The organism is Serratia sp. TSA_105.2, from assembly GCF_052692115.1.
Genome location: NZ_JBQZFT010000001.1, coordinates 644956 through 671237 on the forward strand (window position 1 = coordinate 644956; position 26282 = coordinate 671237).

Consider the following 26282-nt stretch of genomic DNA (forward strand, 5'->3'; position numbering starts at 1 on the left):
CTTTTTCCACTCAATTGGGAACGTTACCGGAGATTTGTTAAAAAATAGTTAATCCAAATCAATGCACTACTCAATGGCAGGAGGTTCTGCGATGCACGCTAGGCAAGAGAAGAATGCAATGTTCATTTCGTTCGATGCCGTCTCGGTCTCAGGGATCACGGTAGAAGCAATGAAGATTGCCAAACGACTGCAAGCCTGTGGATTTCGGTCTTATCTCGATCTGGGATACGACATCAAGATTGATAAGGGAAACTTTAATAAACCCTATAGACATGAGCATGATATCTACCGGGATGTCTTTACGCTGGTCCGCCTGGACGGCATCACGTCGATTCCAGACTACCACCCCGCCTTTCTCGACCACGCGCACGCGGCGTTGATCGGCCAGAAAACGCCCATTGACGAGCAAGAAAAAGCCGCTTTGTTGCACACTATTGCGCTGGCGGCACGGCAACTGGCGGATCGCCTCATCGCCCAATGGGAAGCGCTCGCAATCAGCCATGTGGTAGTGGAAAACGGCACGCTGCCGGAAAACATCATCTATACCAAAGCGCTGTATCTAGCGATCGAAGATTACGGCCGGCGTTATCGACTGACGCGTTTCGTGATATGGCGCGATCATGACCTGATGTGGAACAGTGAAAAAAAGGTGCTCAAATACGGCCCCCCACCTTATTCTCACGCCATCAAACCTATCGCTTCAAAATACATTACCTATGTCACGCTCAATCACGATCTGAAGCAGAAGCTTGAGGCTTGGTGCAATCATGATGTCCATGTCGAGGTAAAGAAAAACACCTATGATTTCTCAGAAAACCTCGAAAGGATAAACTGCAGAAAGCAGATTAACATACGTGAAAATGATATTCTCATTGCCAGAACCACCCGTATAATCCCCCAAAAAAGATTGGATCGTGATATTGTACTGGTCAGCAGGCTTAACGCTTTATTTATACGTGACAACAACACTCGCCGAGTCTGTTTGGCGATCGCCGGCAATGAATATGAGAATCCTTCATGTTATTTGCAGCTCGCCAAATTGGCGCAGGAGCTGCAAGTTCTCCCCTACATCAAATTTGTCGGCATGCTTCCCCATGCCAGTATGCGTTCGCAAAGTGATACGCTTTGCATAGAGGACCTTTATTATTCCTGCGATTTGGTCTCTTTTCTCACCTCATATGACTATGACAGCTACGGCAATCCCATTGGTGAAGCGGTAAGCTGCCGGCGCTGCTATATCGCCACCAGCTACGAGTATTACCATGAGGTCTATGGCCAGCACGGCTTTGAAGCCCCTATCATGACGATCTCTGAGTTACACGACGGTTTGCCAAGTGACGAATTCGTCGACGAACTCTATCAATTTATTAACAACAAAGAAAAAATGAGACGCGTAGCGGAAAACAATTTCACGCTAGGGAAACGGGTGCTGTCAAACAACGTCATGGAATATTTAAATATTAGTTAAACGTCAATATCACTTGATGTGATATTTCACTTTCAGACAAGGCATTTATAACTGTGGACTTTCATTAACCCTGGAGGATCTATGCGTGATACTGTTTTTGTGTCTATCGTACTGCCCGTTTATAATGAAAGCGACCGTATTGAGGCGGTTTTGCTTTCTCTATTCAATCAGAATACCAAAGATGAATTAATCACCCACGACACTTACGAGCTGATTATTGTCGATAATAACTCCACCGATGATTCCGTCGCTAAAATAAATGCTTTTAGTGAAAGATATCCGGTTATGGATATTCTCGTTATCGATGAAAAGGTACAGGGGGTCTCTTCGGCCAGAAAACGCGGTATGGATTATGCGTCGCTGCGATCCAAAGCCCGCGATAGCCGGCTGGGAAAGAAACGCAAGCACTATATCGTTTCCGCCGATGCCGATTGCACCGTGGATGCATTTTGGCTTTACGAGCTGGTGAATACTATGCTCGATCAACAAGGCGACCTGGGCACCAGCAACTATTACTACAACCCCGTAGATTTTGAGCAGCGCCCCAACCTGTTCCGCGAGATCCAAAAAACGCTGCGTCTGCGCGAATTCTCGTTCTCCCTGTTCGGCGGCTTCCCCGACGGCAAGGGATTCGGGGTGGAACGCAGCCTGTATGACGCGATAGGCGGCATCGAAATCTTCTATCAGCTCAACAACGGCCGTTTTGTCGAGCACCTGTCCGACGACTGGGATTTCGGCATTAAAGTTATCGCCTACGGCGGAAAACCGGTTTACGCCCGGCATGCTTACGTTGAGATCAACAGCCGTCGGGTCGACACCATCCTCGACGAGGTAATCAACGGCATCGCCTACGGCAAAGACGGCATCATTATCATGAAGGACATCCGGCCGGACGTTGAGCAGCAGAAAACCGTGCTGGCGGACGCCACACCGGCGGAGGCGAAACTGGCCTGGGATTACTCGGTCAAGGACTACACGCCCAAGAATATCTTACTGCCCGTGCTGCTCAACCCATATCTGCTGTTGGAAAACAGCGAAGTGCGCGATTTCTTCTCCGGCCCGTTGGCCGACCGCCTCTACCGCCGCATTCACGAGCTGAAACACGAAATGCGCATCATCGATTTCAAACCAATTCATGCCTACAAAACCCCCGCCTATCGGCTCTACCTTGAGTTTCGTGATGCGCTGTTTGCCGCCATGCGCCGCGCCGTCGGTGACGATATCGGTTTCCCGCCCGCATTGCCGACCTGTTTCGACACGGTCAACGACGAGGATTTCTCCCGCTTTGTTTATTACTTCTGTGAAGACCGCGAGTCCGGCGAAGCCCATAACTATTTCGGTAATGGAGGGGTCTTCTGATGAATGACGAAGCCTTGCAATCGTTATTGGATATCGATGAAAACTACCCTACGCCGCAGGTGAACGGTTTTCTGGCGCAACCGGAAAACCGGGCCTTTCTGGAGTATGTGCATAAGGATCCTTTCGGCTGTCACGTGTTCCCCGGCGATATCGTCGACTATCCGCTGTCCGCGTTTTTTGACGATATGGAAGACGACATTCGTCAGGCGGGCAAAATCCATCTCTGGGCCTATATCCCGACCTGCCGCTATCGCTGCCATTTTTGCCAATACCCCACGGTGATACTCAATCCCAAGGCGCCCGCCTCTCAGGAGGTATTCCGCGATTTGGTCGACTTCAATATCAAAGAGGCTCAAATGTGGCTGGCGCGCGTGCCCAGCCTGGCCAAGGTGGAAATCGGCGAATTCAACGTCTTCGGCGGCACGCCGTCCCTGCTGCCGGAGCCGGAACTGCGCCGCATGATGGCCTTCTACTACAGCCACTTTAACTTCGCCAACGCCACCCTGCGCTTCGAAGGAGAGCCAGGCACCCTGAATAAAGCCTATCTGACGCTGTTGAAAGAGCTTGGCTTTAGCAAAATCAGCTTCGGCACCCAGTCCTTCAATGATGACATCATCACCGCCTGTGGGCGCATGCATTCGGCCGAGGAGTGCGTGGAAACCATTTATCATGCGCGTGCACTCGGCATCGATTGGGTCAGCGTGGATCTCATCTATGGCATGCTGGGTCAAAGCGTGGACGACGTAAAATACGACATGGAAAAGGCGCTTGCGCTGGATCTGTCACATGTCGTCTGCACCAAGCTGCACATGGATGAGTTTATTAAAAATCGCACCGGCGTCTCGGGCGAACGCGAAAGCCTGTGGCAGAAAAAGGGGCTGATCAGTATCAATAACATGCGCTTCCCAGGACTGGGCAAGCAGTACCAAATGCGCGAACTGGTCGAAAGATACCTGAACGACGGCTATACCGAACACCCCACCATGTACTTTCACCGCAATGATCAACAGCCGGAAAAGTGGAAAGCGCTCATCACCGATCTCGATAAGCAGTATCCGGAAGTGGCGATCGGTTTGGGCGGCAGCTCCAAATCGACGCGATCCGAAGCCATCAACATCACCGGTTACAAGAAGTACAAGGAGGCGCTCAACCAAGACCGCCTGCCCATCGAGGAAAGCCGCGGTTTCTCCCCGATCCAGCGTGAAGTGAACGCCTTCAAAATGGCGCTCTCCACCTTGCTGCCGGTTGACGATCGGGTGTTTAAACGGCGCTTTGGCGGTAACAGCCTGTTTGCTAACCCGGTCATCCGCCGCACGTTGAAAACCTTGGTGGATAAAATGCTGGTCATCGTCGATGGCCCGTGCGTCACGCTAACGCCCATCGGCGTCACACTGGTTGAAGCCATTATCAATACCCAATTTTCCGCAGAATTCCCCCATCAGGAGTGAATGATGACCACAACCGCCTCCAAACCTAAACCGGTATTCAGCTTCTATTACATCGGCATCGATACTGAAGCCGGCGTAACGCAACCACAGTTTGAAACCTTTGTCCGCGAAAAAGGCGTACATATCCCCTGTTATCCCGGCTGGCGCTGGACGTTGCTGCGCGGCCTGCGCGGTGAGCGCGTCGGGCAATACCTGATGCTGTATGAGATTGACAGCGTCGAGCAGCGCGATCGTTACGTTACCGCTACGGGGCAGCGAACGACACAGGCGCATGAATTCTGGCGGCAACATGCCGATGCGCAGGAGATCCTCGCCCAGTGGCGAAAATTGGGCACCTACAGTCAGTTGCCGACGCTGTTCAGCGATTACCGTCTGCTGGCGGAGAATGAAAGAAGTGACGTGCCGAGTGGCCCGCGTTATCAAGAACGGCCCGGAGAGGCACCTGAAGCACGCATTATCGGCATCCACAATCTGGCGCTGCACGAGGGCGTGACGCCGCCGCAGTTCGAACGTTTTATCGCCGAGAATCATCATCGCATTGAAGATTATCCGGGCTGGAAGTTTCATTTGCTGAAGGGAGAGCGCGGCAATCGGTTCGACCAGTACGCGGTGATGATGGAAATCGTCAGCCTGGCGGCGCTGGACGTGTTCTACCCGGAACCCGACATCGCCACCGCCGAAGCGGCAACCTTCGCCAAAGCGCATCGCGACACCAAACAAATGTATGAAGAGTGGAAGCAACTGGCGTCATTTTCCGGTTCACCGCAAATTTATACCGATTATCTGTCCGTCGCACAGAGCCGATCGTCATGATGCTGCCTTGGCTAACCGGTGAGGCCACAGAGAATTATCGCCGGCAAATCGCCACCCGCACGATCTTCTTCCTCGCCGGGTTGGGCATGGCCGCCTGGGCGCCGTTGATCCCTTTTGTGAAAGCGCGGTTGGGCATCGATGACGGCACGCTCGGTTTGCTGCTGTTTTGCCTCGCTGCCGGCTCCATGGCGATCATGCCCTTCGCCGGTTATCTGATCGCCAAACTGGGCTGCCGCACCGTGTTGCTGGGTGCAGGCGCCTTGCTGTGCATCGACTTGCCGTTGTTGGCATTACTCGATGTTCCGCTGCTGATGGGGGTGGCTTTGGGGGTATTTGGCGCCGTTAACGGCATCATGGATGTGGCGATGAACTCACAGGCGATAGTCGTCGAGCGGGAGAGCGGCCAGGCGAAAATGTCCGGCTTTCATGGTTTTTACAGCCTTGGCGGCATTGCCGGCGCCGGCGGCGTCAGTCTGCTCCTGCTGCTGGGCATCGTCCCGGCCTTGACCATCGGCCTGATCGCCCTCCTCATCGCGATCCTGCTGCCGATCGTCGCCGGCGACTTACTGGCGCAGGGCGGCATCGGCGAACGGTGCCGGGGCGGCGTGCGGTTAGCGCTGGCCCATGGCAAGATCCTGTTTATCGCCCTGCTCTGTTTCTTCGTGTTCCTGACAGAGGGAGCGATGCTCGACTGGTCGGCATTATTCCTGCATGCCGAGCGCGGCGTGGCCAAATCGCAGGCGGGGATGGGGTTCACGTTGTACGCCGTGGCCGTGGCCTGCGGGCGGCTGTATGGCGACCGACTGATCGGCATCATCGGGCGCTACCGCACTCTGCTGTTCGGCAGCCTGTGCGCTGCAACGGGGTTACTGCTGACCGTCACCGTTCCTCTGGCCTGGGCCGCCTTCGGCGGGCTGATGATGATCGGGCTTGGCATCGCCAACATCGTTCCCATTCTGTTCAACGCCGTCGGCAATCAGAAACAGGTACCGCCTGGCCAGGCGTTTCCCGCCGTGACGCTGGTCGGTTATATCGGTTTATTAACCGGCCCGGCGCTGATCGGTTTTATCGCCAAGTACACCACTCTGACTTTGGCTTTCGGTTGCACGCTGCTCTGCCTGGTGCTGGTCAGCATCAGCGCCAGAGCCGTGACGCGCTCATCTCACTGATTCAATTTGCGAGGATCGTTAAATGAATGTTTCAACAACGCCGGTTTTCTCCCTGCACTACGTGGGGATCAACCTGAAAAGAGGCATCGCCTCGGATCGCTTCGAAGATTTCGTTCGCCGCAAAGGCGTCGCCATCCCAGCCTACCCCGGCTGGCAATGGACGCTGCTGCGCGGCCTGCGCGGCGAGCGTGAAAATCAGTACCTGATGGTTTATCAGGCTAAGGACGCCGCCACCTACACGCGCTATATCGACGGCAACGGCGAGCTGACCGATGAGGCGCACGCCTTTTGGCGGCAGCGCCCGGAGGCAGCCGCACTGATTGAGGAGTGGAGAACCTTCGCGACCTTCGCCGAACTGCCGACCCTTTATACCTGTTACAGCCTGGTGGCGGAGAATAGTCGCAGTTCGTTGCCTCCCGGCCCCAATTATCGCGACCAACCGGGACAGGAAAGCATTCAACGTGTCATCGGCATTCATAACCTGGCGCTCAAAGCAGGCGTCACGCCCCAGCGTTTTGAACGGTTCATTACCGACAACATCCACCGCGTGGAAGACTATCCAGGCTGGAAGTTTCACCTGCTGAAGGGCCAGAGCGGCAACCGCCTGGACCAATACGCGGTGATGCTGATCATTGAAAGCCTGGCGTCGCTCAACGCGTTCCATCCGGATCTCGATGTCTCAACCGAGCAAGCGCTCAGGTTCGTGGCGGAGCATCAGGACACTGAACATATGTACGACGAGTGGAAAACACTGGCGTCGTTCTCCGGCGCGCCACAAATCTACACGGATTACCTGGCGATTGGCGGCAATGAGAATCACGCGCATCCGGCGTAAACCGAGTGGCGGCGTTGAGCGCCGCCGCCTTCACGGCCGCCATTCGCCGAACGGCGCCAGCTGCATGCCGATAAGCGTCACCACGCAGACGATCGCGCCGGCGTAAAAGGTGGAGGCGGAACCGACCAGCTCCCACAGCATGCCGGCCCCGAGACTCGCCAGCAGCAGCGCCACGCCGCTGATCAGATTGAACATGCCAAACGCGGTGCCGCGCAGATGAGCCGGCGCGGTATGCGCCACCATCGCCGCCAACAGCCCCTGGGTCATGCCCATGTGCACGCCCCACAGCGCTACGCCAAACAGCACCCCGCCCCAATGCTCGCTCAGCGCCAATACCAGGTCGGCGGCGATCAGCACCAGCAACCCGGCTTTCAGCAATCCTTTATGGCTCATGCGGTCAGACAGTTTTCCGAACGGATAGGCCGAGCAGGCGTAGACCAGATTCATGGCGACCATCACCAGCGGGATCAGCGCCAGCGGCGTGCCGCCCTGCTGCGCCTTCAACACCAGGAACGCTTCGCTGAAGCGCGCCAGCGTGAAGATGGCGCCGATGCCCACTACCCACCAATAGCCGCGCCCCAGCAGCCGCAGGTTGGCGCGGGTGATCGGGTTGGTGCGCTTGTCGGTTATCGCGGCGGCCGGCTCTTTCAGGCCGAAAAACAGCAGCGCAATCGCCAGCGCGGCCGGGATCGCCGCCACCCAAAAGATGGCGCGAAAATCGTTGTGCCACAGCAGCATCAGGCCGACGGCCAGCAGAGGTCCTAAAAAGGCGCCGACGGTATCCAGCGACTGGCGCAGCCCGAAGGCCGCGCCGCGAATTTCCGGCGGTGTGACATCGGCCACCAGGGCGTCGCGCGGCGCGCCGCGGATGCCTTTGCCCACGCGATCCAGCAGGCGCGCGCTCATCACCATGCCGGACGACGATGCGATGGCGAAAAACGGCTTGCTGATGGCGCCCAGCCCGTAGCCCAGCAGCGCCAGCCCTTTGCGTTTGCCGAGGTAATCGCTGAGCACGCCGGAGAACACCTTGACGATCAATGCCGTCGCCTCCGCGAGCCCTTCGATCAGCCCGATGACGATCACGCTGGCACCGAGCGTCGTCGCCATAAACAGCGGCAGCAGGCTATGGACCATTTCCGAGGAAACGTCCATCAACAGGCTCACCCCACCCAATACCCACACGCCGCGCGGTATGCGGCCCAACGTAACGAAGCGCGACGACATGGTTCATCCTCGAAAGATTCAGCGCCACCGGCGGCGCATCATGATTTTTCCAAGATTGGTTAGTTGATTTTGTTCGTTCACAGATCTGCAGCCTTTAGAGATAGTGCAACCACCCTGTGACATCCATAATAATGAAGGTAATTAACATAATGATAGATAGCAAAAAGATGATAGTGATGGCGGCGCTGCTGAGTTTTTCCGCCGCCGCCGCACCGGGCGTGGATCTCGTCGCCAACGAAACGCCGATCCCTACGGTGAAGAACGCCGAGGCGGTCGCCAAAATCCCCGCCGGTTTCAAGTTCGTGGAGCCCGGCACGCTGACGGTGGCCATTTCGCTGTTAGGCAGCGGCCCGCCATTCGGCCTCTATGCCCGCGACAATAAAACGGTGATCGGCAGCGAGGCGGACATCGCGCGCCTGGTGGCCGACGGTTTGGGGTTGAAACTCAAGCTGGTGCCCACCTCGTGGGAAGACTGGCCGCTGGGAGTGGCCTCCGGCAAATATGACGCTGCGGTTTACAACATCACCGTGACCAACGAACGCAAGACCAAATTCGATTTCGCCACCTATCGCCAGGATACGCTGGGCTTCTACGTCAAGTCCGACAGTAAAATCACCCAGATCAAAACGGCGCCGGATATCGCCGGTAAAAAAATCATCGTCGATTCCGGCACCAATCAGGAAGCGGTGCTGCTGGCCTGGGACAAGGAGAACCGCGCCAAGGGGCTGGCGCCGCTGCAGCCGGTGTACGTCACCGACAAGGCCGCCTCCACGCTGGCCATTCAGTCCGGCCGCGCCGACGCCACCTTCGGGCCCAACGTCTCCGGCGCTTACCAGGCGCGGCTGACCGGCAAAACCCGGCTGGTAGGCATCGTGCCCGGCGGCTGGCCGAAGACCGCCAACATCGCCGTCACGCTGAAGAAAGGCAACGGTCTGGTGGACGCGGTGCAGGCTTCGCTCAACAGCGCCATCGCCAACGGCAGCTATCTGCAGGTGCTGGATCGCTGGGCGGAGAGCGACGAGAAGATCGCCCATTCCGAGATTAACCCGCCGGGCCTGGGGGATTGAGAGAGCAACATGCCCCGTACTGCGGGGCTTTGATGAACCGCTCGATACTATGCCTGTCGAATATTCCCAGATAGCCCTCTATTTGTTTTGTTTGTCTTGCCTGTTGCCTGCTACCTAAAGCTTTTTCCTGTTAATCGCTACCGATCCTCCACCTTCCATTACCGTTAATTTTCAGACAGTTTTGTGCCAAAAACAACACAAATGATAATTATTATCAATTATTGAGTTCTGACCTAGCCGCATGTAGATTCCCATTTACTGTTTATTAATACAGTACTTTATTGCTAACATCTAAGGAATCAACATGAAGAAACACAGTTCAACTATCAATTATGATCCCTACCGTTACAACGGTGGCATAGCGCCTGAAGCGGGTCTGGTCTGGAGCGGTGAAAGTTGGGGATGGCCGACTACCGGCATCAGCATTGGTGGTGCGGAAGAAACTCTGGTTGTCTGGCCAACAGGTGACACATCACTTTCCGAAGAAACCAAAGAGCTGTTGGATAACGACATTTGCTTGGTCTGTGGTAAGAAAAACTGTCCCTATATCAAAACGGAAAAGTCATACCAATTGTTGCGCGATGCGATAAGAGCCGGTGATATGAAGACTGCAAAAAAAATCCACATGACCAAATTCGCGCAATTTAGCGGTATGAATCGAGCAAATTTCGCCGATGCGTTGAAAAAAAAGCGAGAAGCCCAAGAGAAAAGAGACAAAGAGTTTTTGTTATCTGCATCGGCTATCGTTGCCGACTCAGCCAAAGAAATCGCTCAGCATCTCGGCAAGCGCTATCAAGACTTCGCCAATGAGATCGCGAGCGATATTAAAAACTTCCAGGGCAAGAGAATACGCACCCTTGATGACGCAATGAAATCACTAGAAAAAGTGCTGGCTAATCCCAACATGAAGGTTAAACCTGCAGATAAAGAAGCGTTGCTCAATGCCTGGCGAAATATTAATGCCAATGACATGGCAAGCAAGCTGAGTAACGTTGGCAAGTTTTTCAAAGTGGCAGATGCAGCAATGAAAGTAGAGAAAATTCGGGAGAAAAGCCTGGTAGGTTATGCCACGGGCGACTGGAAGCCCCTGTTGCTTGAAGTTGAATCCATGGCCATTAGTGGACTGGCTTCTGGTGTCGCGTTAGGGATATTGGCCACGACGCTCTCTTTATTTTCTTTGTCAGGATTAGTGCTGACAGCGCTCACCTTTGCCGGCATCATCGCGATTAGCCTGTTAAGTTCGCTCATCGACGACAAGTTGGTGGATAAACTTAATCGCGAGCTCATTCCTTCGGCTTATTAAGCACATCAGGCGGCAATTGCCGCCTTTTTCTTTGGTTTCATTCCGCCGCTGCTTTCTGCCTCCCCAGCTTGCGGTACAGCGTGCTGCGCGAAACGCCGAGCGCCTTCGCCGCCCGGCTGAGATTGCCGCCCGCCCTGTCGATCGCCGCCTGCAGCTCTCCCAGGTCGGTATCGGCGTTCTCCTGGCGCGGCGCCAACACCGCGATGGACTGCGGCAGATCGTCCAAGGTAAGCACCGCATGATCGTCCGCCAATGCCAGCAGCACCTTGAGCGTACTCAACAGCTGCCGCACGTTTCCGGGCCATGGATACCGCGCCAGCATCGCCAGCGCCTCCGGCAGCAGGCGAATGTCGCGCCGCTCGCCGCCCAGCTCTCGCCACAGCTGCAAAATGAAAGCCTCCAGCTGCGCCCGCTCTCTGAGCGGCGGAATGCGCAGGCTGTATTCCTGTATGCGGTACAGCAAATCCTCGCGAAACGCCCCCGCCTGTACCTGCCGAGACAGATCGTGGTGCGTGGCGCAGACCAGCGCGAATTCGACCGGATAAGCGCTGCGGCTGCCGAGCGGCGTGACCGTTTTTTCCTGTAACACCCGCAGCAGGCGCGTCTGCAGGCCCGCCGGCATGTCACCGATTTCATCGAGGAACAGCACGCCGCCGTCCGCCTCGCGGATCTTGCCGATATACCCTTTCGGGTTGGCGCCGGTAAACGCCCCCGGCGCATAGCCAAACAGCTCGGACTCGATCAGCGGCTCAGGCAGCGCCGCGCAGTTGATCGCCACGAAGTTGCCGTTGCGCCAGCGGCTCTCTTGAAACAGGCGTCGGCTGAAGTGCTCTTTACCGCAGCCGGTTTCGCCGGTCACGCACAGCGAAAGGCCGGCATTGAGGATCCGCAGCGCTTTCTGATGCTGTTCGTCATGCCTTTCCGCCGGCGGTGCCGAACGCAGGGCGCTGATGCGGCGCTGCGGCGCCTCGAGCAGCGAATAATAGTGCCGTTGATTGCCGGCCAGCGTCTGGTGCGGTGCGCCGGAAGGCTGTCGCAGCAGATCGGGGAACAGCTGGGCAAACTCAACCGAGCCGAATGCGGCCGGTGGGAGCTGGAACTCCAGCATCGCCAGCCGATTGGCGGCGACCAACACTTCGTCGTGAAACACCAGCAGCAGCTCCTGCGCGCTGCCCAGGCTACCGGCGTCGGCATGCAGGCGCAGCGTCCAGTGACGATCGGCGATCGCGCTCCTGACCCAGCGGTGTTCGATATGTCGCACCGCCTGCATGATCAGGTGCCGCGCATCGCGGTACGGCCGCTGCGCGGGTGCGGAAAGATCCAATATCCCGGCAATGCGGCCATCCGGCCGGTAGATCGGTGCGGCAGTGCAGTTCAATCCGGCATTTTGGTTGAGGTAATGCTGGTCGCCGCGCACTTCACAGAACGCGCCCAGCGCCAGCGCGGTGCCAATGGCGTTGGTGCCCCGCTCCGCTTCTCCCCAAGGGTTGCCGGGCGCCAGCGCAAAGCGCGACGCCTTGTGCAGAAAGTCGGTGTTGCCGCGGGTTTCCAGCACCAGCCCATCGGCGTCGGCGATCACCACAATGGCCGGCTGGCGCGTAATTTTTGCGCCCAGTTGCTCGATCAGCGGCTGTACCCGTTGCGGTACCCAGTCGTTGCGGCTGCGCAGCTCATCGAGCAACCCGGCTTTGATGAACGAGATATGCTGATCGGCGCGCGTCAGGCCGTAGCCCCGGCTGCGCTGCCAGGATTCCGCCAGCGGGTGGGTCAACAAACTGGCGCCCTCGGTGGGCAAGCGGTCGTCAGGCAACATGCGTTTCTCCCCCGTTCGCGAGTGTTGCAAATATGTATCACGAATGTGTATCAGGCGTTGCGACACGGGACACAAAAAAACATCGACGGCGGTGGATCCGCTCGATTCGCTAAGCTATACCCATTTTTAACGCTCTAATAAATAAAGTCTTTTAATGAGCACCCTCGCCCCTCGTTAATCTGGCACGCGCCGTGCTTCTCCGTGCTGCGGCGGTATGCCGCACTCACAGGCGCAGCCCAATAGCGCTGATTTTCATCTGCAGAGAGGTGCTTCACATGAAATATGTCCACCCCGGTTTGCCTGGCTCGCTGGTTTCGTTCCGCAAACGCTATGGCAACTACATTGGCGGCAAATTCGTCGAACCGGTATCCGGCAACTACTTCACCAACACCTCGCCGGTGACCGGCCAGCCGATCGCCGAATTCCCGCGTTCCGACGCCAAAGACATCGAGCTGGCACTCGACGCGGCGCACGCGGCGGCGGATGCCTGGGGCAAAACCAGCGTGCAGGAGCGCTCCAACGTGCTGTTGGCGATCGCCGATCGCATCGAGTCGCGGCTGGAGATGCTGGCGCTGACCGAAACCTGGGACAACGGCAAACCGATCCGCGAAACCCTGAATGCCGATCTGCCGCTGGCTGTCGACCATTTCCGTTACTTCGCCGGCTGCCTGCGCGCGCAGGAAGGCACCGCGGCGGAGATCGATCAGAACACCGTGGCCTACCACATCTATGAGCCGCTGGGCGTGGTCGGCCAGATCATTCCGTGGAACTTCCCGCTGCTGATGGCCGCCTGGAAACTGGCGCCGGCGCTGGCGGGCGGTAACTGCGTGGTGCTGAAACCGGCGGAACAGACCCCGCTCGGCATCAGCGTGCTGATGGAAGAGATCGGCGATCTGCTGCCGCCGGGCGTGCTCAACGTGGTGCAAGGCTTCGGCGCCGAGGCCGGCGAAGCGCTGGCGCGCAGCAAACGCATTGAGAAGATCGCGTTCACCGGCTCCACACCGGTCGGCCGCCATATCCTCGCCTGTGCGGCGGAGAACATCATCCCCAGCACCGTCGAGCTGGGCGGCAAATCGCCGAACATCTATTTTGAAGACATCATGCAGGCGGAGCCGGAGTTTATCGACAAGGCGGTTGAGGGGCTGGTGCTGGGCTTCTTCAATCAGGGCGAGGTCTGCACCTGCCCTTCACGCGCGTTGATCCAGGAATCCATCTACCCGCAGTTTATGGAGAAAGTGCTGGCACGTATCGCCACCATCCGCCAGGGCGATCCCTTCGACACCGAGACCATGATCGGTGCCCAGGCGTCAAAACAGCAGTACGACAAGATCCTGTCCTACATCGACATCGCTAAAAACGAGGGAGGCAAAATCGTGGTGGGCGGCGAACCCGCCCAGCGTGGCGACGAAGTGCAAAACGGTTTCTACCTGCAGCCGACGTTGATTACCGGCAACAACAGCATGCGCTTCTTCCGCGAGGAGATCTTCGGGCCGGTGATTGGCGTCACCACCTTCAAGGATGAGGCCGAAGCCCTGGCGCTGGCCAACGACACCGAGTTCGGGCTGGGCGCCGGGCTGTGGACCCGCGACATCAACCGCGCCTACCGCATGGGACGTGCGATCAAGGCCGGGCGCGTGTGGACCAACTGCTACCACCTGTATCCGGCGCACGCCGCGTTCGGCGGCTACAAGAACTCCGGCATCGGGCGCGAAACCCACAAGGCGGCGCTGTCGCACTATCAACAGGTGAAAAACCTGCTGGTCAGCTACGACGCCAAACCGCTGGGCCTGTTCTGATTAGGGCGTAACAGCAAGAAGGCCACCCGCGGGTGGCCTTTTTTAGCGATGCTTATTTCGCCATGCCGAGATCGATCACCATGCGACCGCGAATGGTGCCCGCCTTCATCTCGTCGAAGATGGCGTTGATATCGCCCAATGGCCGTTTGGTCACTTTCGGCGTCACTTTGCCTTCGGCGGCGAACTGGAACGCCTCTTTCAGATCTTCGCGCGTGCCCACCAGCGAACCCACCACCTGAATGCCGTCCAGCACCAGGCGCGGAATGCTCAGATCCATGCTCTCCGGCGGCAGCCCCACGGCCACCACTTTACCGCCGGCGCGCACCGCATTCACCGCCGAGTTGAAAGCCGCTTTCGCCACCGCCGTCACCACCGCCGCGTGAGCGCCGCCGGTTTGCTGCTGAATGATCTCCTCCGCGTTTTGCGTTTTGGAGTTGATGGTCAGATCGGCGCCGATCTGTTTGGCGAACTCCAGCTGGCCGTCGTTGACGTCGATGGCGATCACTTTGGCGTTAAACACGTTCTTGGCGTACTGCAGCGCCAGGTTGCCCAGCCCGCCCAGGCCATAGATGGCGATCCACTGCCCCGGCTTGATATCGGAAATCTTCACCGCCTTGTAGGTGGTGACGCCGGCGCAGGTAATGCTGCTGGCGGCGAAAGAATCGAGCCCGTCCGGCACTTTCACCGCGTAGTCCGCCACCACGATGCACTCTTCCGCCATGCCGCCGTCAACGCTGTAGCCGGCGTTTTTCACCGAACGGCACAGGGTTTCGTTGCCGCTGACGCAGTATTCGCAATGGCCGCAACCCTGGTAAAACCAGGCGACGCTGGCGCGGTCACCCACTTTTAACGAGGTGACGCCCTCACCGACGGCGGAGACCACGCCGATGCCCTCATGCCCCAACGTAATGCCCGGCACCTCGCCGAAATCGCCGTTTTTCACGTGCAAATCGGTGTGGCACACCCCACAACACTCCATTTTCAATGCCGCCTCGCCGTGTTTCAGCGGGCGCAGCACTTTATCCTGAATGTCTACAGTATGGTTTTTCGTCACTACGGCAGCTTTCATGGTGTTTTCCTTAGCAGAATGGGAAGTACAGTTGTTAATGTAGTGACTGTATTCAGTGAGGGCAAGCGCCGCGTGTTTTGTGTAAAAACAAATAATTAAATATGAATCAGCATGATTATTTCATAAAAAACAATTAACAGACGGCGCGATCCCAGGCGAATGATTTGCCTGTTCGCTGGCGCCGCCATGACCTGATTCACCCCTTAAATCGATTCACGGGGATTTTCAGATAGTGTTGCCCATCGTCTTCACAGTCAGGCAAAACGCCGCCGCGAATATTGACCTGCAGCGCCATCAGCATGAGTTCCGGGTGCGGCAGCGTGGCGTCCCGCTGTTTTCTTTGCGCAACGAACCGGGATTTATCCATGTTGACCACCCAGGGATTGTTCTCGCGCTGCTCTCTCACGGTGCTTTCCCAGCGGGCCTCACGCCCCGCCGGGCGGTAATCATGGCCGGTAAACAGGCGGGTATCTGCCGGCAGGCTCAAGATCCGTTGCAATGACTCCCACAAGGCTTCCGCATTGCCGCCAGGAAAATCGGCCCTTGCGGTACCGCTGTCCGGCATGAAGAACGTATCGTGGATAAACGCCGCATCCGCAATGTAATAAGTGACGGAAGCCAGCGTGTGCCCGGGAGACAGCAGGACTTCAGCGCGCAGGTTGCCGATAAAAAAGACGTCCCCGTCCGCGAACAGCACATCCCAGACGGTCTTGGCCGCAGGCAGGTCTTTTAAATTATAGATCTCTTCCCACAGCCCCTGAACGGCGGTAATTTTTTCACCGATGCCGGTGAAGGCGCCGGTTTTCTGCGCCAGCCAGGTGGCGGCCGAAAAATGATCGGCGTGCGGGTGCGTATCCAACACCCAGGCCACTCCCCACCCCCGTTGATGGATAAAATTCAGAATGTCGTTGGCCTGTTGATGCGAGACCGTGCCCGATCGGCGGTCAAAATCCAGCACCGGGTCGATAATCGCACAGCGGCGCGCCTCGGGATCGGCAACCACATACTGCAGGCTGCCGCTTTCCGGCTCATAAAACGCGTGAACTTCCGCTGTGGCCCACGCGGACCGATGCTTGCCATACCAGCTGAGCGCCTTATCGGCGTCCGCGCCGTATTCGTCGCATTGGCGGCGAAATTGCGCTTCATCTATCTGACCTTCGCGCAGCGCATACAGCAGGGAAAGGCAGGCAGAGCGAGCCCCGCTCCTGCAGTGCGCCAGGGTCTTCCGGCCTTGCCGCAGCAGAAACTGGAAGGTGTAAACGGTCTCCCAGGTCAGCGTATCGAACGTGTAAGGGAGATAGACGTAACGCATTCCCCCTTGTTCAGCCAACGCTTTCTCTTGCTGATGGTCAAGATACTCCCCCGGCTCTTCGTCCGGCCGATTGTTGACGATAAGGCGGTAGCCCTGTTGAGACAGCGCCTTGAAATCACTCGCTTCAGGCGCGCCCGAAAAGGAGAGCTGAGGGTGGTAAGTGCGAATGCGCATGTTTTTTCCTTCTGTTTCATAGGCTTTTAAATAACATATACAGGGCCAGTGCCAGGAGCATGGCGGCATAGAGCACATTGATAATGTCCTCGCGTTTTTTCAGGCGATCGGCGAGCGCCACCCCTACCACGCCCCCCAGAACGCCGCCGACGATGAGCCAGCACGTAATGGCGATCGAGACCTTTCCGGACATGGCGTAGCTGGCGCTGGTCGATAGCCCCATGGCCGCCACGACCACCAGTGAAGTTGCCACCGCCTCAACCATCGAGAAGCGGAAAAACCAGACCAGCGCCGGCACAACCAAAAATCCGCCGCCAATGCCCAGAAAACCCGCCAGCCCGCCCAGGGCCAGGACGCCAGGCCATACGATGGCGGGATGAACGGCAGAATGGGGGGACGACAAGGGGGTGTCGGCAAGGTGATTTCTTTTCAGCGTCAATCCGGCGACAACCAGCATCAACAGGGAGAAAGGCAGGGTTAAGTAGTGTCCGTCCGTGATTTTTCCCATCTGAGATCCCGCCAGAGCGCCCATGACAGCGACCAGCGAAACGACAAACCCGGTCTGCCACCTGACGTTGCCTTTGGCAGCGTGCGCGGCCAGGTTAATCAGCGCGTTAATGGCCACCGACATGGCGCTGGTTCCTATAATCAAATGCGTATCCGGCACTTTCACCATATACAGCAATAATGGCACGCAGACGATTGATCCGCCGCCGCCGGTCAGGGCCAGGAGAAATCCCACAATTCCCCCGGTGATCACTAACAGCATCACGATATAAAAACTGAAATGGAAAAAATCCACTGTGTTAATCCCTTAATGATGCTCATGCCAATTATTAACGATCAGTTCACTGGCAATGTCAAATAACTTATTTCGTTTTGTTATTACATATAGCAAAATGGAATATATGATTTTTTATATAACCACAAGTTCTATAAATTCGCTTTTCATCTGGACGGCAACCCCCTACTTTCTTATGAAAGGAGGCCTGCATGAAACCAGAAAAAATAAATACCCAGAAAAGCGTCGTTGTTATTGGCGGCGGCTCATCCGGAATAGGTATCGCGGCAAGCATAAGGAAGCGAGTTAAAGACATTGATATAACGTTCGTGGAGCCTAACGACTGTCATTATTATCAACCGGCATGGACCCTGGTGGGCGGCGGGCTCTTTGATATCAATAAAACACGGCGCTCCATGCGCGCTGTCCTGCCCGCAGGAACCGCATGGGTACAGGATAGCGTTGTCAGGGTTGAGCCCCGTCAGAAATACATCGAGACCCGCCAAGGTCAGAAAATAAACTATGACTTTCTTATTGTTGCGTGCGGCCTCGTCTTACGCTGGGATAAAATAGAGGGCCTTGAAGACACGCTGGGATTAAACGGCGTCACGTCTAATTATCGCTTTGATCTTGCCGAATATACCTGGAAACTGGTCCGGGAAATGAAAGGAGGCCAGGCGATATTTTCTCAACCGACGCTACCTATAAAGTGTGCCGGCGCACCGCAAAAAGCCTTGTACCTTTCATGCGACCACTGGCGCCGTCAAGGCATCCTGAATAATATTAACGTCAATTTCTGCCTTGCGGGCGCGGCGGTTTTCGGTATTCCGCAATTTGTCCCCCCGCTGAGCGAGTATTTGGAAAAATACCGTGCACAGATCAATTTCAATCATCATTTAATCCGTGTTGATGGCCAGAATCGGCAAGCAACATTTGCCGTAGAGACAAATGAAGAGGGAAAACGCGAGTTAACCCTGCCCTTCGATATGCTCCACGTGGTGCCGCCTCAATCGGCCCCGGCGTTTATTTCTCAGAGCGGGCTCGCTGAGGGATCCGGCTGGTGCGATGTGGATAAATTGACGCTGCAGCATAAGCATTGGCCGGATATTTTTGCGGTAGGCGACTGTTGCTCAACGCCAAACGCCAAAACCCTGGCGGCAGCCCGAAAGCAGGTGGTGGTGGCGGCGGAAAACCTCGCTGCGCTGATTCATGGCGCGCCTCTCACTGCCCATTATGATGGCTATGGTTCCTGTCCGTTGACGGTCGAGAAAGGCAAAGTTGTGCTGGCGGAGTTTGGCTATGACGGTAAATTGCTGCCCACGTTTCCCCTGCTCGACGCAACCCAGCCCAGCCGGCTGGCCTGGTGGCTCAAAGCCTGGTTTTTACCCCGGTTTTATTGGGCGGGCATGCTGCGTGGGGTTGAATGGTTTGCCGGCAGCAAGCGGCCATGACGCACACTCGGCCGCTCTGGCCGCAGCAGACGCTTGACTATTCGGCGAGACAAAGCCACCATCGCTTGCAGGTCCCTCAGGCTGATTGCAAGCCGTTACCACTACCGGTCGATCATCGATGAAAAATGCCCCCGCAGTGACGATCCACTACTGTTCACAATGCAACTGGCTGCTGCGCGCCGGCTGGATGGCGCAAGAGCTGCTCAATACCTTCGGCGACGATCTCGCCTCCGTCACCCTGATGCCGGGCACCGGCGGGGTCTATCAAATCAGCGTCGATGGCGTGATGATTTGGGATCGCAAGATTGACGGCGGCTTCCCCGATGCGGCGCAGCTGAAGCAGCGGCTGCGCGATCACAGCTTCCCCGATCGCTCTCTCGGCCACAGCGACGGTAAGAAAGCTCGGCACTGAACATCCGGCGGCAAGCACAGCTTCAATTTAACGCATAGCTGGCCGCCATCACGACGCCATTCATGGTCATATGCAGCCCAATGGGCAAATAGATCCCTTTGGATCTCACTCTGGCGGCCGTTAACACCAGCGAGATGAGCACCAGGGCTGCTAATGTGCGCCAATCGGTGTACTGGGTATGCAAAACGGCAAAGATGACAGACACCGTTAACGCAGCCCAAAGCACCTTATCGTTAAACCAATACATCAGTGCGTTAAACAGACAGCCGCGAAATACGATCTCTTCATAGACGGGGACGACGAAAACCAACAAAGCGGCATTGAGCGCCAAAATCTCGCCGGGCAATGCCACCTGCTCCATCACCCAGGTTTCCGTTTTTTCCACGCCCATCAAACGCGGGAAAATAAACTGAATCACCAACAGCGCGAACAGCAGCAGCGCAAAATCGTTGCGCTTAACCTCGCCTTTGCCCAATCCTTCTCTACGGCGGAAAAAGAGCAGGTATAACGAAAAGATAGCGACAAATTCTATTCCGTACAGCAACGGCAGCAATAGCCCTTGTCGCATCAAGGCGGTTCTGTTCTCAATGAACAACGGAATGAATGTAATCAGGAACATCAGCAAAAACATGGAAAAGCAGCCATTAACGGCTCGCGTTCTCGCGATAAACGCATTATCGACCATATAACCATCCTTAGTTTTGAGCAGCGCTTGACGAAACGGTAGCAAGGCAAGAGACCGCGGCAGTTTATCCCCATGCGATATCATTGTCATGAACCCGTTCGAAGCGAACGTGCATTCGCAAATTTCTCCAAGCCATTGGCACGTGGTTGATTTCGCCCTGGCCACCTGCGTTATACTGGGCGCCCTTTTTGCCACGCATTTATAACAATTTTATGATTGAACGCTTGCTCGAAAACACGATGTACGCCTCCCGTTGGCTGCTCGCACCGGTTTATGTCGGCCTTTCACTGGCCCTGGTCGCCCTGTCGATCAAGTTTTTTCAGGAGATCCTGCACGTCCTGCCCAACATTTTTTCTGTCGCCGAAGCCGATTTGATCCTGACCCTGCTGTCGCTGGTCGACATGGCGCTGGTGGGCGGGCTGTTGGTCATGGTGATGTTCTCCGGGTATGAAAACTTCGTCTCGCAGCTGGATATCACCGAAGGGAAAGAAAAGCTGAGCTGGCTGGGCAAAATGGACGCCACCTCGCTGAAAAACAAAGTCGCCGCCTCCATCGTCGCCATCTCCTCCATTCATCTGCTGCGGGTGTTTATGGACGCCAAGAACGTGCCGGACAACAAGCTGATGTGGTATGTGATCATCCACCTTACCTTTGTGCTGTCCGCTTTCGTGATGGGCTATCTGGATAAAGTGACCCGCTCCAAGCACTAAAACGCACTGCCACACCCGGTCGTCATGATCGGGTGCCTCCCTCACGCTCCCTTCTTCGTCTGTTTCTCCGCCGTCGTTTTTTTCATCTGGCACATCTGATGATAATTTTATTATAATGTTATTACACTCATCATGGACTGAACGCCGGCCCTCGCACCGGTTTCGCCGCAGACAGGATCACGCTCTCTCATGCCATTGACTGGTCACCCCCTGCAATTCAACGATATTCAGGCGATTTTGCCTCATCGTTATCCCTGCCTGTTGGTCGATCGCGTGCTGCCCGCCGGCACCTGCATTGCCGAAGGGAGGCTGAGCGCCATCAAGAACATCACCGCCAATGAGCCAACGTTCTGGAACGGCCACGCGCACTTCGCCGGTTTTCCCGGCGTGCTGTTGGTGGAAGCGCTGGCGCAAAGCACCGGTCTGTTGGCGCATTACTATCTCGGGGCGCTGAACGAAGGGGAGCATTACTATTTCGCGGCCATTCAGCGCGCGCGGTTTTATCGTGCTGCCCGCCCCGGCGACCAGGTGCTGATGGAGGTCGCCTTTGTACGCCGCCGTGGGGCGATCGCCCGCTTTACCGGCCGCGCCAGCATCGACGGCCGGCGCATTTGCACCGCCGATTTCATGTGCGCCCGTAAATAGGCCGCTTGCCGAAGGAGCCCTGCGAATACCATGTCTCTGGTTGACAGCTTACTCAAAACCCTCGATTTCTCTCCGCGCGGCCAGGTGATCGCTCGCGAAACCGACGCCTGGGGCGAAATCATCGTTTCCGACCACAAGGACTATCGCACGCTGCGGTTTGACGGCATCTGCGAACAGAGCAAGATGAGCCTCAGCAACCCCGCGCAGCCGATCCACAACTACATCAAAGCGATGCTGATGGCGGTGGCCTGGCAGCCGCCGGCCTCGGCGTTGATTTTGGGGTTGGGCGGCGGCAGCTTGCTGCGTGCGCTGCACGCGCTCGATCCGGCGATGCGCCTCGACGTCGTCGAGCTGCGCGCTGCGGTGATCGCCGTCGCGCGCCGCTATTTTACGCTGCCGGCCACCGACACCATCAGCCTGCGCACCGCCGACGCCATGGACTTTGTGCGCCCGCCCGCCGAGACGCGTTACGATCTGATCTTCTCCGATCTCTATTCGGCGTTCGCCATGGATCCGCAGCAAGGCACCCAGACCTTCCTGGAAAACTGCGCCGCGCGGCTGAATGACGGCGGTTGGCTGGTGCTGAATTATCACGATCTGCCCGACGAAAGCAGCCTGCTGTACCACAGCCTGCACCGGATATTCGGCACCGTATTGTTTTGCATCGCCCCCAGCGGCAACGTGATCATTTACGCTACGCCGGCCAAGGTGACGTTACCGCTGAGCGCGCTGCGCAACCTGGCCGCCGGCAGCGGCGAGCTGTTCAACTGCGAACTCGGCTACCTGTCGCGTAAAATAGAGCGGCTGCATTTCCGCTAAAGACGTGCGGCGACGCGGTCTGGCTGGCCGCTTCGCCCACGTGGTATTATCATTCAGTTATCATTCTCTGGAGGATCCTGATGGAAAAGAAAACGGCGCGGCTAACGGTGCTGATTGACCCGGACAAGAAGAAAGCCCTGGAAGAACTGTGCCTGCAGCAGGACGTCACCCCTTCCCAGGTGGTGCGCCAGCTGATCCGCGATTATCTGCACAAGCATCAGGTGGACTATCCCAGCCAACCGACTCACGCCAATCCGCGTGTCGAAAGCAATTGAACGGCAGCCTGTCCCGCATACCGTGAAGCGCGCTTTGCCCCTGCGCGCGTCCCTAATCCGAATCCTCCGTTGCGGTCTGTCCATTCTGCAATATCGCTGCTACTGTTTCCGTTCATACTCTCTCTTCGGAAAGGAAGCGCCATGTTCAGCCATATTACCGTCGGTGTCAGCGATCTGGACGCCGCCACCGCCTTCTACGACGCCATTCTGTTGCCGCTGGGATTACAGCGGCGAGAAGTGACGCCGGACGGCGGCCCCGCAGCCCGCTGCTGGGTGAGGCCGGGCCAAACGCTGCCGCGTTTCTACGCCTACCAACCCTTCGACAGGCAGCCCGCCAGCGCTGGCAACGGCAGCATGCTGGCGTTTCTCGCCGCCGATGAGCTGGAGGTTAAACGCGCCTACGCCGCCGGGCTGCTGGCGGGCGGCAGCAGTGAAGGCGAGCCCGGCGAACGCGCGCATTACGGCAAAGGCTATTTCGGCGCTTACCTGCGCGATCCCGACGGCAACAAGGTGCATGTGGTGTACCGGGGAGATCTCGCCTGATGAAATGTTCGGTTTACATCGCCACCAGCGTGGACGGTTTCATCGCCGGCGCGGGCGGCGACATCGACTGGCTGCTGCGGCCCGAGTACGCGGTTTCATTGCTCAACGGGCTAAGCTATGAGGCGTTTATCGCCGATATCGACGCGCTGGTGATGGGGCGCCATACCTATGACAAAGTTCGCGCCTTTCCCGAGTGGCCCTATGGCGAACTGCCGGTGGTGGTGCTGTCGACGCAGCCGCCCGCACAACAAGATACCGGGCACGTTCGCTGGATGACTGGCGAACCGGCGGCCATCGTGGCGCAGTTGGCCGCTCAAGGCTGCCGTCACCTGTATATCGACGGCGGCCAGACCGTGCAGCGCTTCCTGCAGGCCGGGTTGATCGACGAGCTGACTATCACGCGCGTGCCGCTGCTGTTGGGCGGCGGCATTCCCTTGTTCGGCGCCGCTGGCCCGGAGCAGCGCCTGCGCCTGCTCGCCGTCACTCCCTCGGACAACGGCTTCGTGCAAGAACGCTACGCGGTTCAGCGCGCGTCGTAACGCAGCATCAGTCGGCGGCCGCCGAAGGCGATGAGCAACGCCGCCAGCGCCAACAGCGCCGCCACGCCGTAAGTCACCTGCATCCCGTAAGCCGCGGCGGCCGCCGCGCCCGCCACCCGCTGTGAAGCCAGATAGAATAGCGCCCCCATCGCCGAAGCGCCGGTGATCGCCCCGAGATTGCGCGCCAGATTGACCATTCCGGCGATCAAACCGCGCCTTTCAGGAAACAGATCCTTCATCAGCATGGTGTTGTTGGCCACCTGAAACAGCGCATAGCCGGCGGTCAGCAGCGCGATGGGTGCCACATAGCCAAGCACGCCGGCGCGGCTGAGCAGCGACAGCAACGCCGCACCGGCGGCCACCGCCGCCAGCCCAAACTGGGCGATGCGCTGCGATCCAAAACGATCCACCAGATAACCGGCCGGAATGCCGGTCAGGATCGCCATTGCCGGCCCCGCCGACATCACCAGCCCGACCTGCGCAGCGCTTAACCCCAGCGCGCGTGACAGGTAGAACGGCCCGACCACCAACGTAGCGGTCATGACCGTCATCACCAGTGCGCTGGCCGCCAGCCCCGCCGTCAGGGCCGGATGGCGGAACATCGTCGGCGCCAACAGCGGCGATGCGGCGCGGCGTTCCACGCCGATGAACAGCGCCCCCGCCAACAGGGCCCCCAGCATCAACGCCAGGTTGAGCGCGCCGAAATTGCCGCGCCCCAGGGTCATCGCCAGCGAATAGCAGAGCAATGCGCCGCCCAGCAGCAGCGTACCGGCGCGATCGAACGGTTCCTGGCGCGCTGCCGGGCGTGCCCCCTCCGGCAAGTATCGCCAGGTGAGCCACAGCGCCAACAGGCCCAGCGGCAGATTGATCAGAAACATCGCCCGCCAGCCGAAACCGGCGATCAGCGCGCCGCCCAACGACGGCCCCAACGCAGTGCCCACTGCCGACATCGTGCCGAGCAGACCCATCGCGCGGCCGATTTTTTCCGTGCCCAGCGCTTCGCCCGCCAGCGCCATGGCGATCGACATCATGACCGCGCCCCCCAACCCCTGCGCCATGCGCGCCGCCAGCAGCAGCCAAAGCTGCGGGGCCAGCGCACAAGCCAGCGAAGCGGCGGTAAACAGCGCGGTACCCGCCAGCAGCAGGCGGCGGCGATTAAGGCTGTCGCCCAAGCGACCGATGCCGATGATGCAGGTAGTGACGGCCAGCAAATAACAGAGCAATACCCACTGTACCGCCTGGAACGAAGCATGGAACGCGGTGGCGAGCGCCGGCAGCCCGACGTTGGCGATGCTGATCCCGAGCGATGACAGCAGCATGCTCAGAGACAGTGCGGCCAATGTGCCGCGGACGCCCTGCGGCGAAGGATGGGATAACATGATAAACACTCCTGACATAGACTGAGGGTTAGCCTATGCCAGGGGTTGGGATGGCGGAAGACGCACGGCATGCACTGTATCCATGCGTCTGACGCCTTATCTGACGCGAGCCGTTACCAGGCGGCGATCTCCGCCTCGGTGAGCGGCAGGGTTTGGGTGACGCCGGTTTCCGCCGCCAGGGTGGCCGCCTCCAGCACCGCCATCACCGCCAGCGCCTGCGCAGCGGTAACCGGGTTGGCGCCGGCGCCGCGCAGCGCGTCGCGCACCTGGACGTAATACTGACGCTGATCGCCATCCGGCGTCGGCAGCGTGCGCACCGGCTCCGTGCCGATAAACAGGCTCATCGCGTCGTCGTCTTTGCCCCACTCCGCCGAGCCCGGCGTCACGCCGGCCAGCAGTTGGCTCTCCTGCCCGTCGGCGCGCGCTTTGACCACGCTGCCTTTCTCGCCGTGTACGGTAAAGCGCGCCACGCCCCCCGCCACCAGCATGCTGCCGTGCAGGATCACGCGGTGCGTCGGGTAGTTGAGCACCACGTGGGCCCAGTCGTTAACCTGCGCGTTGGGGCGCAGCGTAGCGATGTTGGCCTGCACGCTGTGCGGCAAACCGAACAGCTGCAGCGCCTGATCGACCATGTGCGGCCCCAGATCAAACCACAGCCCGCTGCCCGGCAGATTCTGTTCGCGCCAGCGCACCCGCACTTCAGGGCGGTAGCGATCGATGTGCGACTCAAAGTGCGTCACCTTGCCGATCAGCCCCTGTTCAATCACCTGCTTCACACCCAGGTAGTCGCTGTCCCAGCGGCGGTTCTGAAACACCGACAGCAGGCGATCGTGTTTTTCCGCCGCCGCAATCAGCATGCGCGCCTGCGCCAAATCCAGCGTAAAGGGTTTATCCACCACCACGTGCTTGCCCGCTTCCAGCGCGGCCAGCGCCAGCGGCGCATGGGTATCGTTCGGCGACGCGATCACCACCAAATCCACCTCCGGCCGGCGGATAGCCTCTAGCGGGTCGGCGATCACCTGCGCGTGCGGCAGATCGGCATGCACCTTGGCGGCATCGCGCGAAGCCACCACGCTCAGTTCCAGCCCCGGCACCGCGTTAATCAGCGGCGCGTGAAACGCCTTGCCGACAAAGCCGTAGCCAATCAGCGCCACCTGCAACGGTCGAGCGGTATCGTTCATCAGTGTTCTCCT

25 protein-coding genes are annotated in these 26282 nt (G+C 58.0%); 17 read left to right on the forward strand and 8 right to left on the reverse strand.

Annotation, left to right across the window (positions count from 1 at the left end):
* Positions 1 to 118 precede the first annotated feature (118 nt).
* From ACUTSC_RS02840 to ACUTSC_RS02865, 6 genes are all read left to right on the forward strand, one after another.
* Positions 119 to 1468: a glycosyl transferase family 2 gene (locus ACUTSC_RS02840; RefSeq protein ID WP_443006749.1), complete on the forward strand. Its 1350-nt coding sequence runs from the start codon at positions 119 to 121 to the stop codon at positions 1466 to 1468.
* 81 nt (positions 1469 to 1549) lie between these two features.
* Entirely contained in the window at positions 1550 to 2827 is a 1278-nt protein-coding gene (locus ACUTSC_RS02845) for a glycosyltransferase (RefSeq protein WP_197767194.1), read from the forward strand.
* Positions 2827 to 4275, forward strand: coding sequence for a radical SAM protein (locus ACUTSC_RS02850; protein ID WP_197767193.1), 1449 nt, complete (start codon positions 2827 to 2829; stop codon positions 4273 to 4275). Before ACUTSC_RS02845 ends, ACUTSC_RS02850 begins: the two co-directional genes overlap by 1 nt.
* A 3-nt stretch (positions 4276 to 4278) precedes the next feature.
* Positions 4279 to 5088 (forward strand): hypothetical protein, encoded by an 810-nt coding sequence (locus ACUTSC_RS02855; protein WP_197767411.1) that lies wholly within the window; start codon positions 4279 to 4281, stop codon positions 5086 to 5088.
* Positions 5085 to 6257 carry an MFS transporter gene (locus ACUTSC_RS02860; RefSeq protein WP_197767192.1) on the forward strand — a complete coding sequence of 391 codons (1173 nt, stop codon included), beginning with the start codon at positions 5085 to 5087 and terminating at the stop codon, positions 6255 to 6257. The genes ACUTSC_RS02855 and ACUTSC_RS02860 overlap by 4 nt, the downstream gene beginning before the upstream one ends.
* Before the next feature lie 22 nt (positions 6258 to 6279).
* Positions 6280 to 7092, forward strand: coding sequence for a hypothetical protein (locus ACUTSC_RS02865; RefSeq protein WP_142109878.1), 813 nt, complete (start codon positions 6280 to 6282; stop codon positions 7090 to 7092).
* 30 nt (positions 7093 to 7122) lie between these two features.
* On the opposite strand, the gene ACUTSC_RS02870 is transcribed toward ACUTSC_RS02865, so the two are convergent.
* Positions 7123 to 8316, reverse strand: a complete 1194-nt coding sequence (locus ACUTSC_RS02870) for an MFS transporter (RefSeq protein WP_197767191.1) — start codon at positions 8314 to 8316, stop codon at positions 7123 to 7125.
* 149 nt (positions 8317 to 8465) lie between these two features.
* On the opposite strand from ACUTSC_RS02870, the gene ACUTSC_RS02875 reads away from it, so the two are divergent.
* Both ACUTSC_RS02875 and ACUTSC_RS02880 read left to right on the forward strand, forming a co-directional pair.
* A complete protein-coding gene (locus ACUTSC_RS02875; protein ID WP_197767190.1) occupies positions 8466 to 9383 on the forward strand; it encodes a transporter substrate-binding domain-containing protein in 918 nt (305 codons plus the stop codon).
* A gap of 304 nt (positions 9384 to 9687) precedes the next feature.
* Positions 9688 to 10686: a colicin-like pore-forming protein gene (locus tag ACUTSC_RS02880; RefSeq protein ID WP_197767189.1), complete on the forward strand. Its 999-nt coding sequence runs from the start codon at positions 9688 to 9690 to the stop codon at positions 10684 to 10686.
* A 37-nt stretch (positions 10687 to 10723) separates the two neighbouring features.
* Here ACUTSC_RS02880 and ACUTSC_RS02885 read toward each other — a convergent pair whose 3' ends face one another.
* A complete protein-coding gene (locus tag ACUTSC_RS02885) occupies positions 10724 to 12499 on the reverse strand; it encodes a sigma-54-dependent Fis family transcriptional regulator (RefSeq protein WP_107226169.1) in 1776 nt (591 codons plus the stop codon).
* A 275-nt stretch (positions 12500 to 12774) separates the two neighbouring features.
* Here ACUTSC_RS02885 and exaC point away from each other — a divergent pair, with 275 nt between their 5' ends.
* On the forward strand, positions 12775 to 14295 hold the full coding sequence (gene exaC / locus ACUTSC_RS02890) for an acetaldehyde dehydrogenase ExaC (protein ID WP_110157812.1): 1521 nt from the start codon (positions 12775 to 12777) through the stop codon (positions 14293 to 14295).
* A gap of 52 nt (positions 14296 to 14347) precedes the next feature.
* On the opposite strand, the gene adhP is transcribed toward exaC, so the two are convergent.
* The 3 genes from adhP to ACUTSC_RS02905 form a co-directional block, all read right to left on the reverse strand.
* Positions 14348 to 15364 carry an alcohol dehydrogenase AdhP gene (adhP, locus tag ACUTSC_RS02895; RefSeq protein WP_004928541.1) on the reverse strand — a complete coding sequence of 339 codons (1017 nt, stop codon included), beginning with the start codon at positions 15362 to 15364 and terminating at the stop codon, positions 14348 to 14350.
* A 196-nt stretch (positions 15365 to 15560) separates the two neighbouring features.
* Positions 15561 to 16850, reverse strand: a complete 1290-nt coding sequence (gene blh / locus ACUTSC_RS02900; protein ID WP_197767410.1) for a bifunctional sulfur transferase/dioxygenase Blh — start codon at positions 16848 to 16850, stop codon at positions 15561 to 15563.
* A 16-nt stretch (positions 16851 to 16866) separates the two neighbouring features.
* Positions 16867 to 17652 carry a sulfite exporter TauE/SafE family protein gene (locus tag ACUTSC_RS02905; RefSeq protein ID WP_443002518.1) on the reverse strand — a complete coding sequence of 262 codons (786 nt, stop codon included), beginning with the start codon at positions 17650 to 17652 and terminating at the stop codon, positions 16867 to 16869.
* A 191-nt stretch (positions 17653 to 17843) separates the two neighbouring features.
* Between ACUTSC_RS02905 and ACUTSC_RS02910 the strand changes: the two genes are divergently transcribed.
* A complete protein-coding gene (locus tag ACUTSC_RS02910) occupies positions 17844 to 19082 on the forward strand; it encodes an FAD-dependent oxidoreductase (protein WP_197767188.1) in 1239 nt (412 codons plus the stop codon).
* Between the two features lie 118 nt (positions 19083 to 19200).
* The gene (locus ACUTSC_RS02915) at positions 19201 to 19494 is read left to right on the forward strand and encodes a SelT/SelW/SelH family protein (RefSeq protein ID WP_004928553.1); all 294 of its coding nucleotides are present in this window, start codon (positions 19201 to 19203) and stop codon (positions 19492 to 19494) included.
* A 22-nt stretch (positions 19495 to 19516) separates the two neighbouring features.
* Here the strand turns inward: ACUTSC_RS02915 and ACUTSC_RS02920 are convergent, their stop codons facing one another.
* Positions 19517 to 20179, reverse strand: a complete 663-nt coding sequence (locus ACUTSC_RS02920) for a CPBP family glutamic-type intramembrane protease (RefSeq protein WP_197767187.1) — start codon at positions 20177 to 20179, stop codon at positions 19517 to 19519.
* 215 nt (positions 20180 to 20394) lie between these two features.
* Between ACUTSC_RS02920 and ACUTSC_RS02925 the strand changes: the two genes are divergently transcribed.
* The 6 genes from ACUTSC_RS02925 (at position 20395) to ACUTSC_RS02950 (ending at position 23710) form a co-directional block, all read left to right on the forward strand.
* A complete protein-coding gene (locus ACUTSC_RS02925; protein WP_197767408.1) occupies positions 20395 to 20889 on the forward strand; it encodes a TIGR00645 family protein in 495 nt (164 codons plus the stop codon).
* Between the two features lie 189 nt (positions 20890 to 21078).
* Positions 21079 to 21534: a 3-hydroxyacyl-ACP dehydratase FabZ gene (gene fabZ / locus ACUTSC_RS02930; RefSeq protein ID WP_033648284.1), complete on the forward strand. Its 456-nt coding sequence runs from the start codon at positions 21079 to 21081 to the stop codon at positions 21532 to 21534.
* 30 nt (positions 21535 to 21564) lie between these two features.
* Entirely contained in the window at positions 21565 to 22353 is a 789-nt protein-coding gene (locus ACUTSC_RS02935; RefSeq protein WP_197767186.1) for a fused MFS/spermidine synthase, read from the forward strand.
* An 80-nt stretch (positions 22354 to 22433) separates the two neighbouring features.
* Positions 22434 to 22628: a ribbon-helix-helix protein, CopG family gene (locus ACUTSC_RS02940; protein ID WP_004928567.1), complete on the forward strand. Its 195-nt coding sequence runs from the start codon at positions 22434 to 22436 to the stop codon at positions 22626 to 22628.
* A 141-nt stretch (positions 22629 to 22769) separates the two neighbouring features.
* Positions 22770 to 23171 (forward strand): VOC family protein, encoded by a 402-nt coding sequence (locus ACUTSC_RS02945; RefSeq protein WP_197767185.1) that lies wholly within the window; start codon positions 22770 to 22772, stop codon positions 23169 to 23171.
* Complete coding sequence (locus tag ACUTSC_RS02950; protein WP_197767184.1) at positions 23171 to 23710, forward strand: dihydrofolate reductase family protein; 540 nt, start codon at positions 23171 to 23173, stop codon at positions 23708 to 23710. Before ACUTSC_RS02945 ends, ACUTSC_RS02950 begins: the two co-directional genes overlap by 1 nt.
* Here the strand turns inward: ACUTSC_RS02950 and ACUTSC_RS02955 are convergent.
* Entirely contained in the window at positions 23695 to 25089 is a 1395-nt protein-coding gene (locus ACUTSC_RS02955) for an MFS transporter (RefSeq protein ID WP_197767183.1), read from the reverse strand. The genes ACUTSC_RS02950 and ACUTSC_RS02955 overlap by 16 nt on opposite strands.
* Before the next feature lie 113 nt (positions 25090 to 25202).
* Positions 25203 to 26270 (reverse strand): oxidoreductase, encoded by a 1068-nt coding sequence (locus tag ACUTSC_RS02960; RefSeq protein ID WP_197767182.1) that lies wholly within the window; start codon positions 26268 to 26270, stop codon positions 25203 to 25205.
* Between the last annotated feature and the right edge of the window lie 12 nt (positions 26271 to 26282).

Bases quoted from the DNA above. Each gene is read 5' to 3' on its own strand.
- ACUTSC_RS02840 (WP_443006749.1), top strand. From the start codon at position 119: ATGTTCATTTCGTTCGATGCCGTCTCGGTCTCAGGGATCACGGTAGAA.
- ACUTSC_RS02845 (WP_197767194.1), top strand. From the start codon at position 1,550: ATGCGTGATACTGTTTTTGTGTCTATCGTACTGCCCGTTTATAATGAA.
- ACUTSC_RS02850 (WP_197767193.1), top strand. From the start codon at position 2,827: ATGAATGACGAAGCCTTGCAATCGTTATTGGATATCGATGAAAACTAC.
- ACUTSC_RS02855 (WP_197767411.1), top strand. From the start codon at position 4,279: ATGACCACAACCGCCTCCAAACCTAAACCGGTATTCAGCTTCTATTAC.
- ACUTSC_RS02860 (WP_197767192.1), top strand. From the start codon at position 5,085: ATGATGCTGCCTTGGCTAACCGGTGAGGCCACAGAGAATTATCGCCGG.
- ACUTSC_RS02865 (WP_142109878.1), top strand. From the start codon at position 6,280: ATGAATGTTTCAACAACGCCGGTTTTCTCCCTGCACTACGTGGGGATC.
- ACUTSC_RS02870 (WP_197767191.1), bottom strand. From the start codon at position 8,316: ATGTCGTCGCGCTTCGTTACGTTGGGCCGCATACCGCGCGGCGTGTGG.
- ACUTSC_RS02875 (WP_197767190.1), top strand. From the start codon at position 8,466: ATGATAGATAGCAAAAAGATGATAGTGATGGCGGCGCTGCTGAGTTTT.
- ACUTSC_RS02880 (WP_197767189.1), top strand. From the start codon at position 9,688: ATGAAGAAACACAGTTCAACTATCAATTATGATCCCTACCGTTACAAC.
- ACUTSC_RS02885 (WP_107226169.1), bottom strand. From the start codon at position 12,499: ATGTTGCCTGACGACCGCTTGCCCACCGAGGGCGCCAGTTTGTTGACC.
- exaC (WP_110157812.1), top strand. From the start codon at position 12,775: ATGAAATATGTCCACCCCGGTTTGCCTGGCTCGCTGGTTTCGTTCCGC.
- adhP (WP_004928541.1), bottom strand. From the start codon at position 15,364: ATGAAAGCTGCCGTAGTGACGAAAAACCATACTGTAGACATTCAGGAT.
- blh (WP_197767410.1), bottom strand. From the start codon at position 16,850: ATGCGCATTCGCACTTACCACCCTCAGCTCTCCTTTTCGGGCGCGCCT.
- ACUTSC_RS02910 (WP_197767188.1), top strand. From the start codon at position 17,844: ATGAAACCAGAAAAAATAAATACCCAGAAAAGCGTCGTTGTTATTGGC.
- ACUTSC_RS02915 (WP_004928553.1), top strand. From the start codon at position 19,201: ATGAAAAATGCCCCCGCAGTGACGATCCACTACTGTTCACAATGCAAC.
- ACUTSC_RS02920 (WP_197767187.1), bottom strand. From the start codon at position 20,179: ATGGTCGATAATGCGTTTATCGCGAGAACGCGAGCCGTTAATGGCTGC.
- fabZ (WP_033648284.1), top strand. From the start codon at position 21,079: ATGCCATTGACTGGTCACCCCCTGCAATTCAACGATATTCAGGCGATT.
- ACUTSC_RS02935 (WP_197767186.1), top strand. From the start codon at position 21,565: ATGTCTCTGGTTGACAGCTTACTCAAAACCCTCGATTTCTCTCCGCGC.
- ACUTSC_RS02940 (WP_004928567.1), top strand. From the start codon at position 22,434: ATGGAAAAGAAAACGGCGCGGCTAACGGTGCTGATTGACCCGGACAAG.
- ACUTSC_RS02945 (WP_197767185.1), top strand. From the start codon at position 22,770: ATGTTCAGCCATATTACCGTCGGTGTCAGCGATCTGGACGCCGCCACC.
- ACUTSC_RS02950 (WP_197767184.1), top strand. From the start codon at position 23,171: ATGAAATGTTCGGTTTACATCGCCACCAGCGTGGACGGTTTCATCGCC.
- ACUTSC_RS02955 (WP_197767183.1), bottom strand. From the start codon at position 25,089: ATGTTATCCCATCCTTCGCCGCAGGGCGTCCGCGGCACATTGGCCGCA.
- ACUTSC_RS02960 (WP_197767182.1), bottom strand. From the start codon at position 26,270: ATGAACGATACCGCTCGACCGTTGCAGGTGGCGCTGATTGGCTACGGC.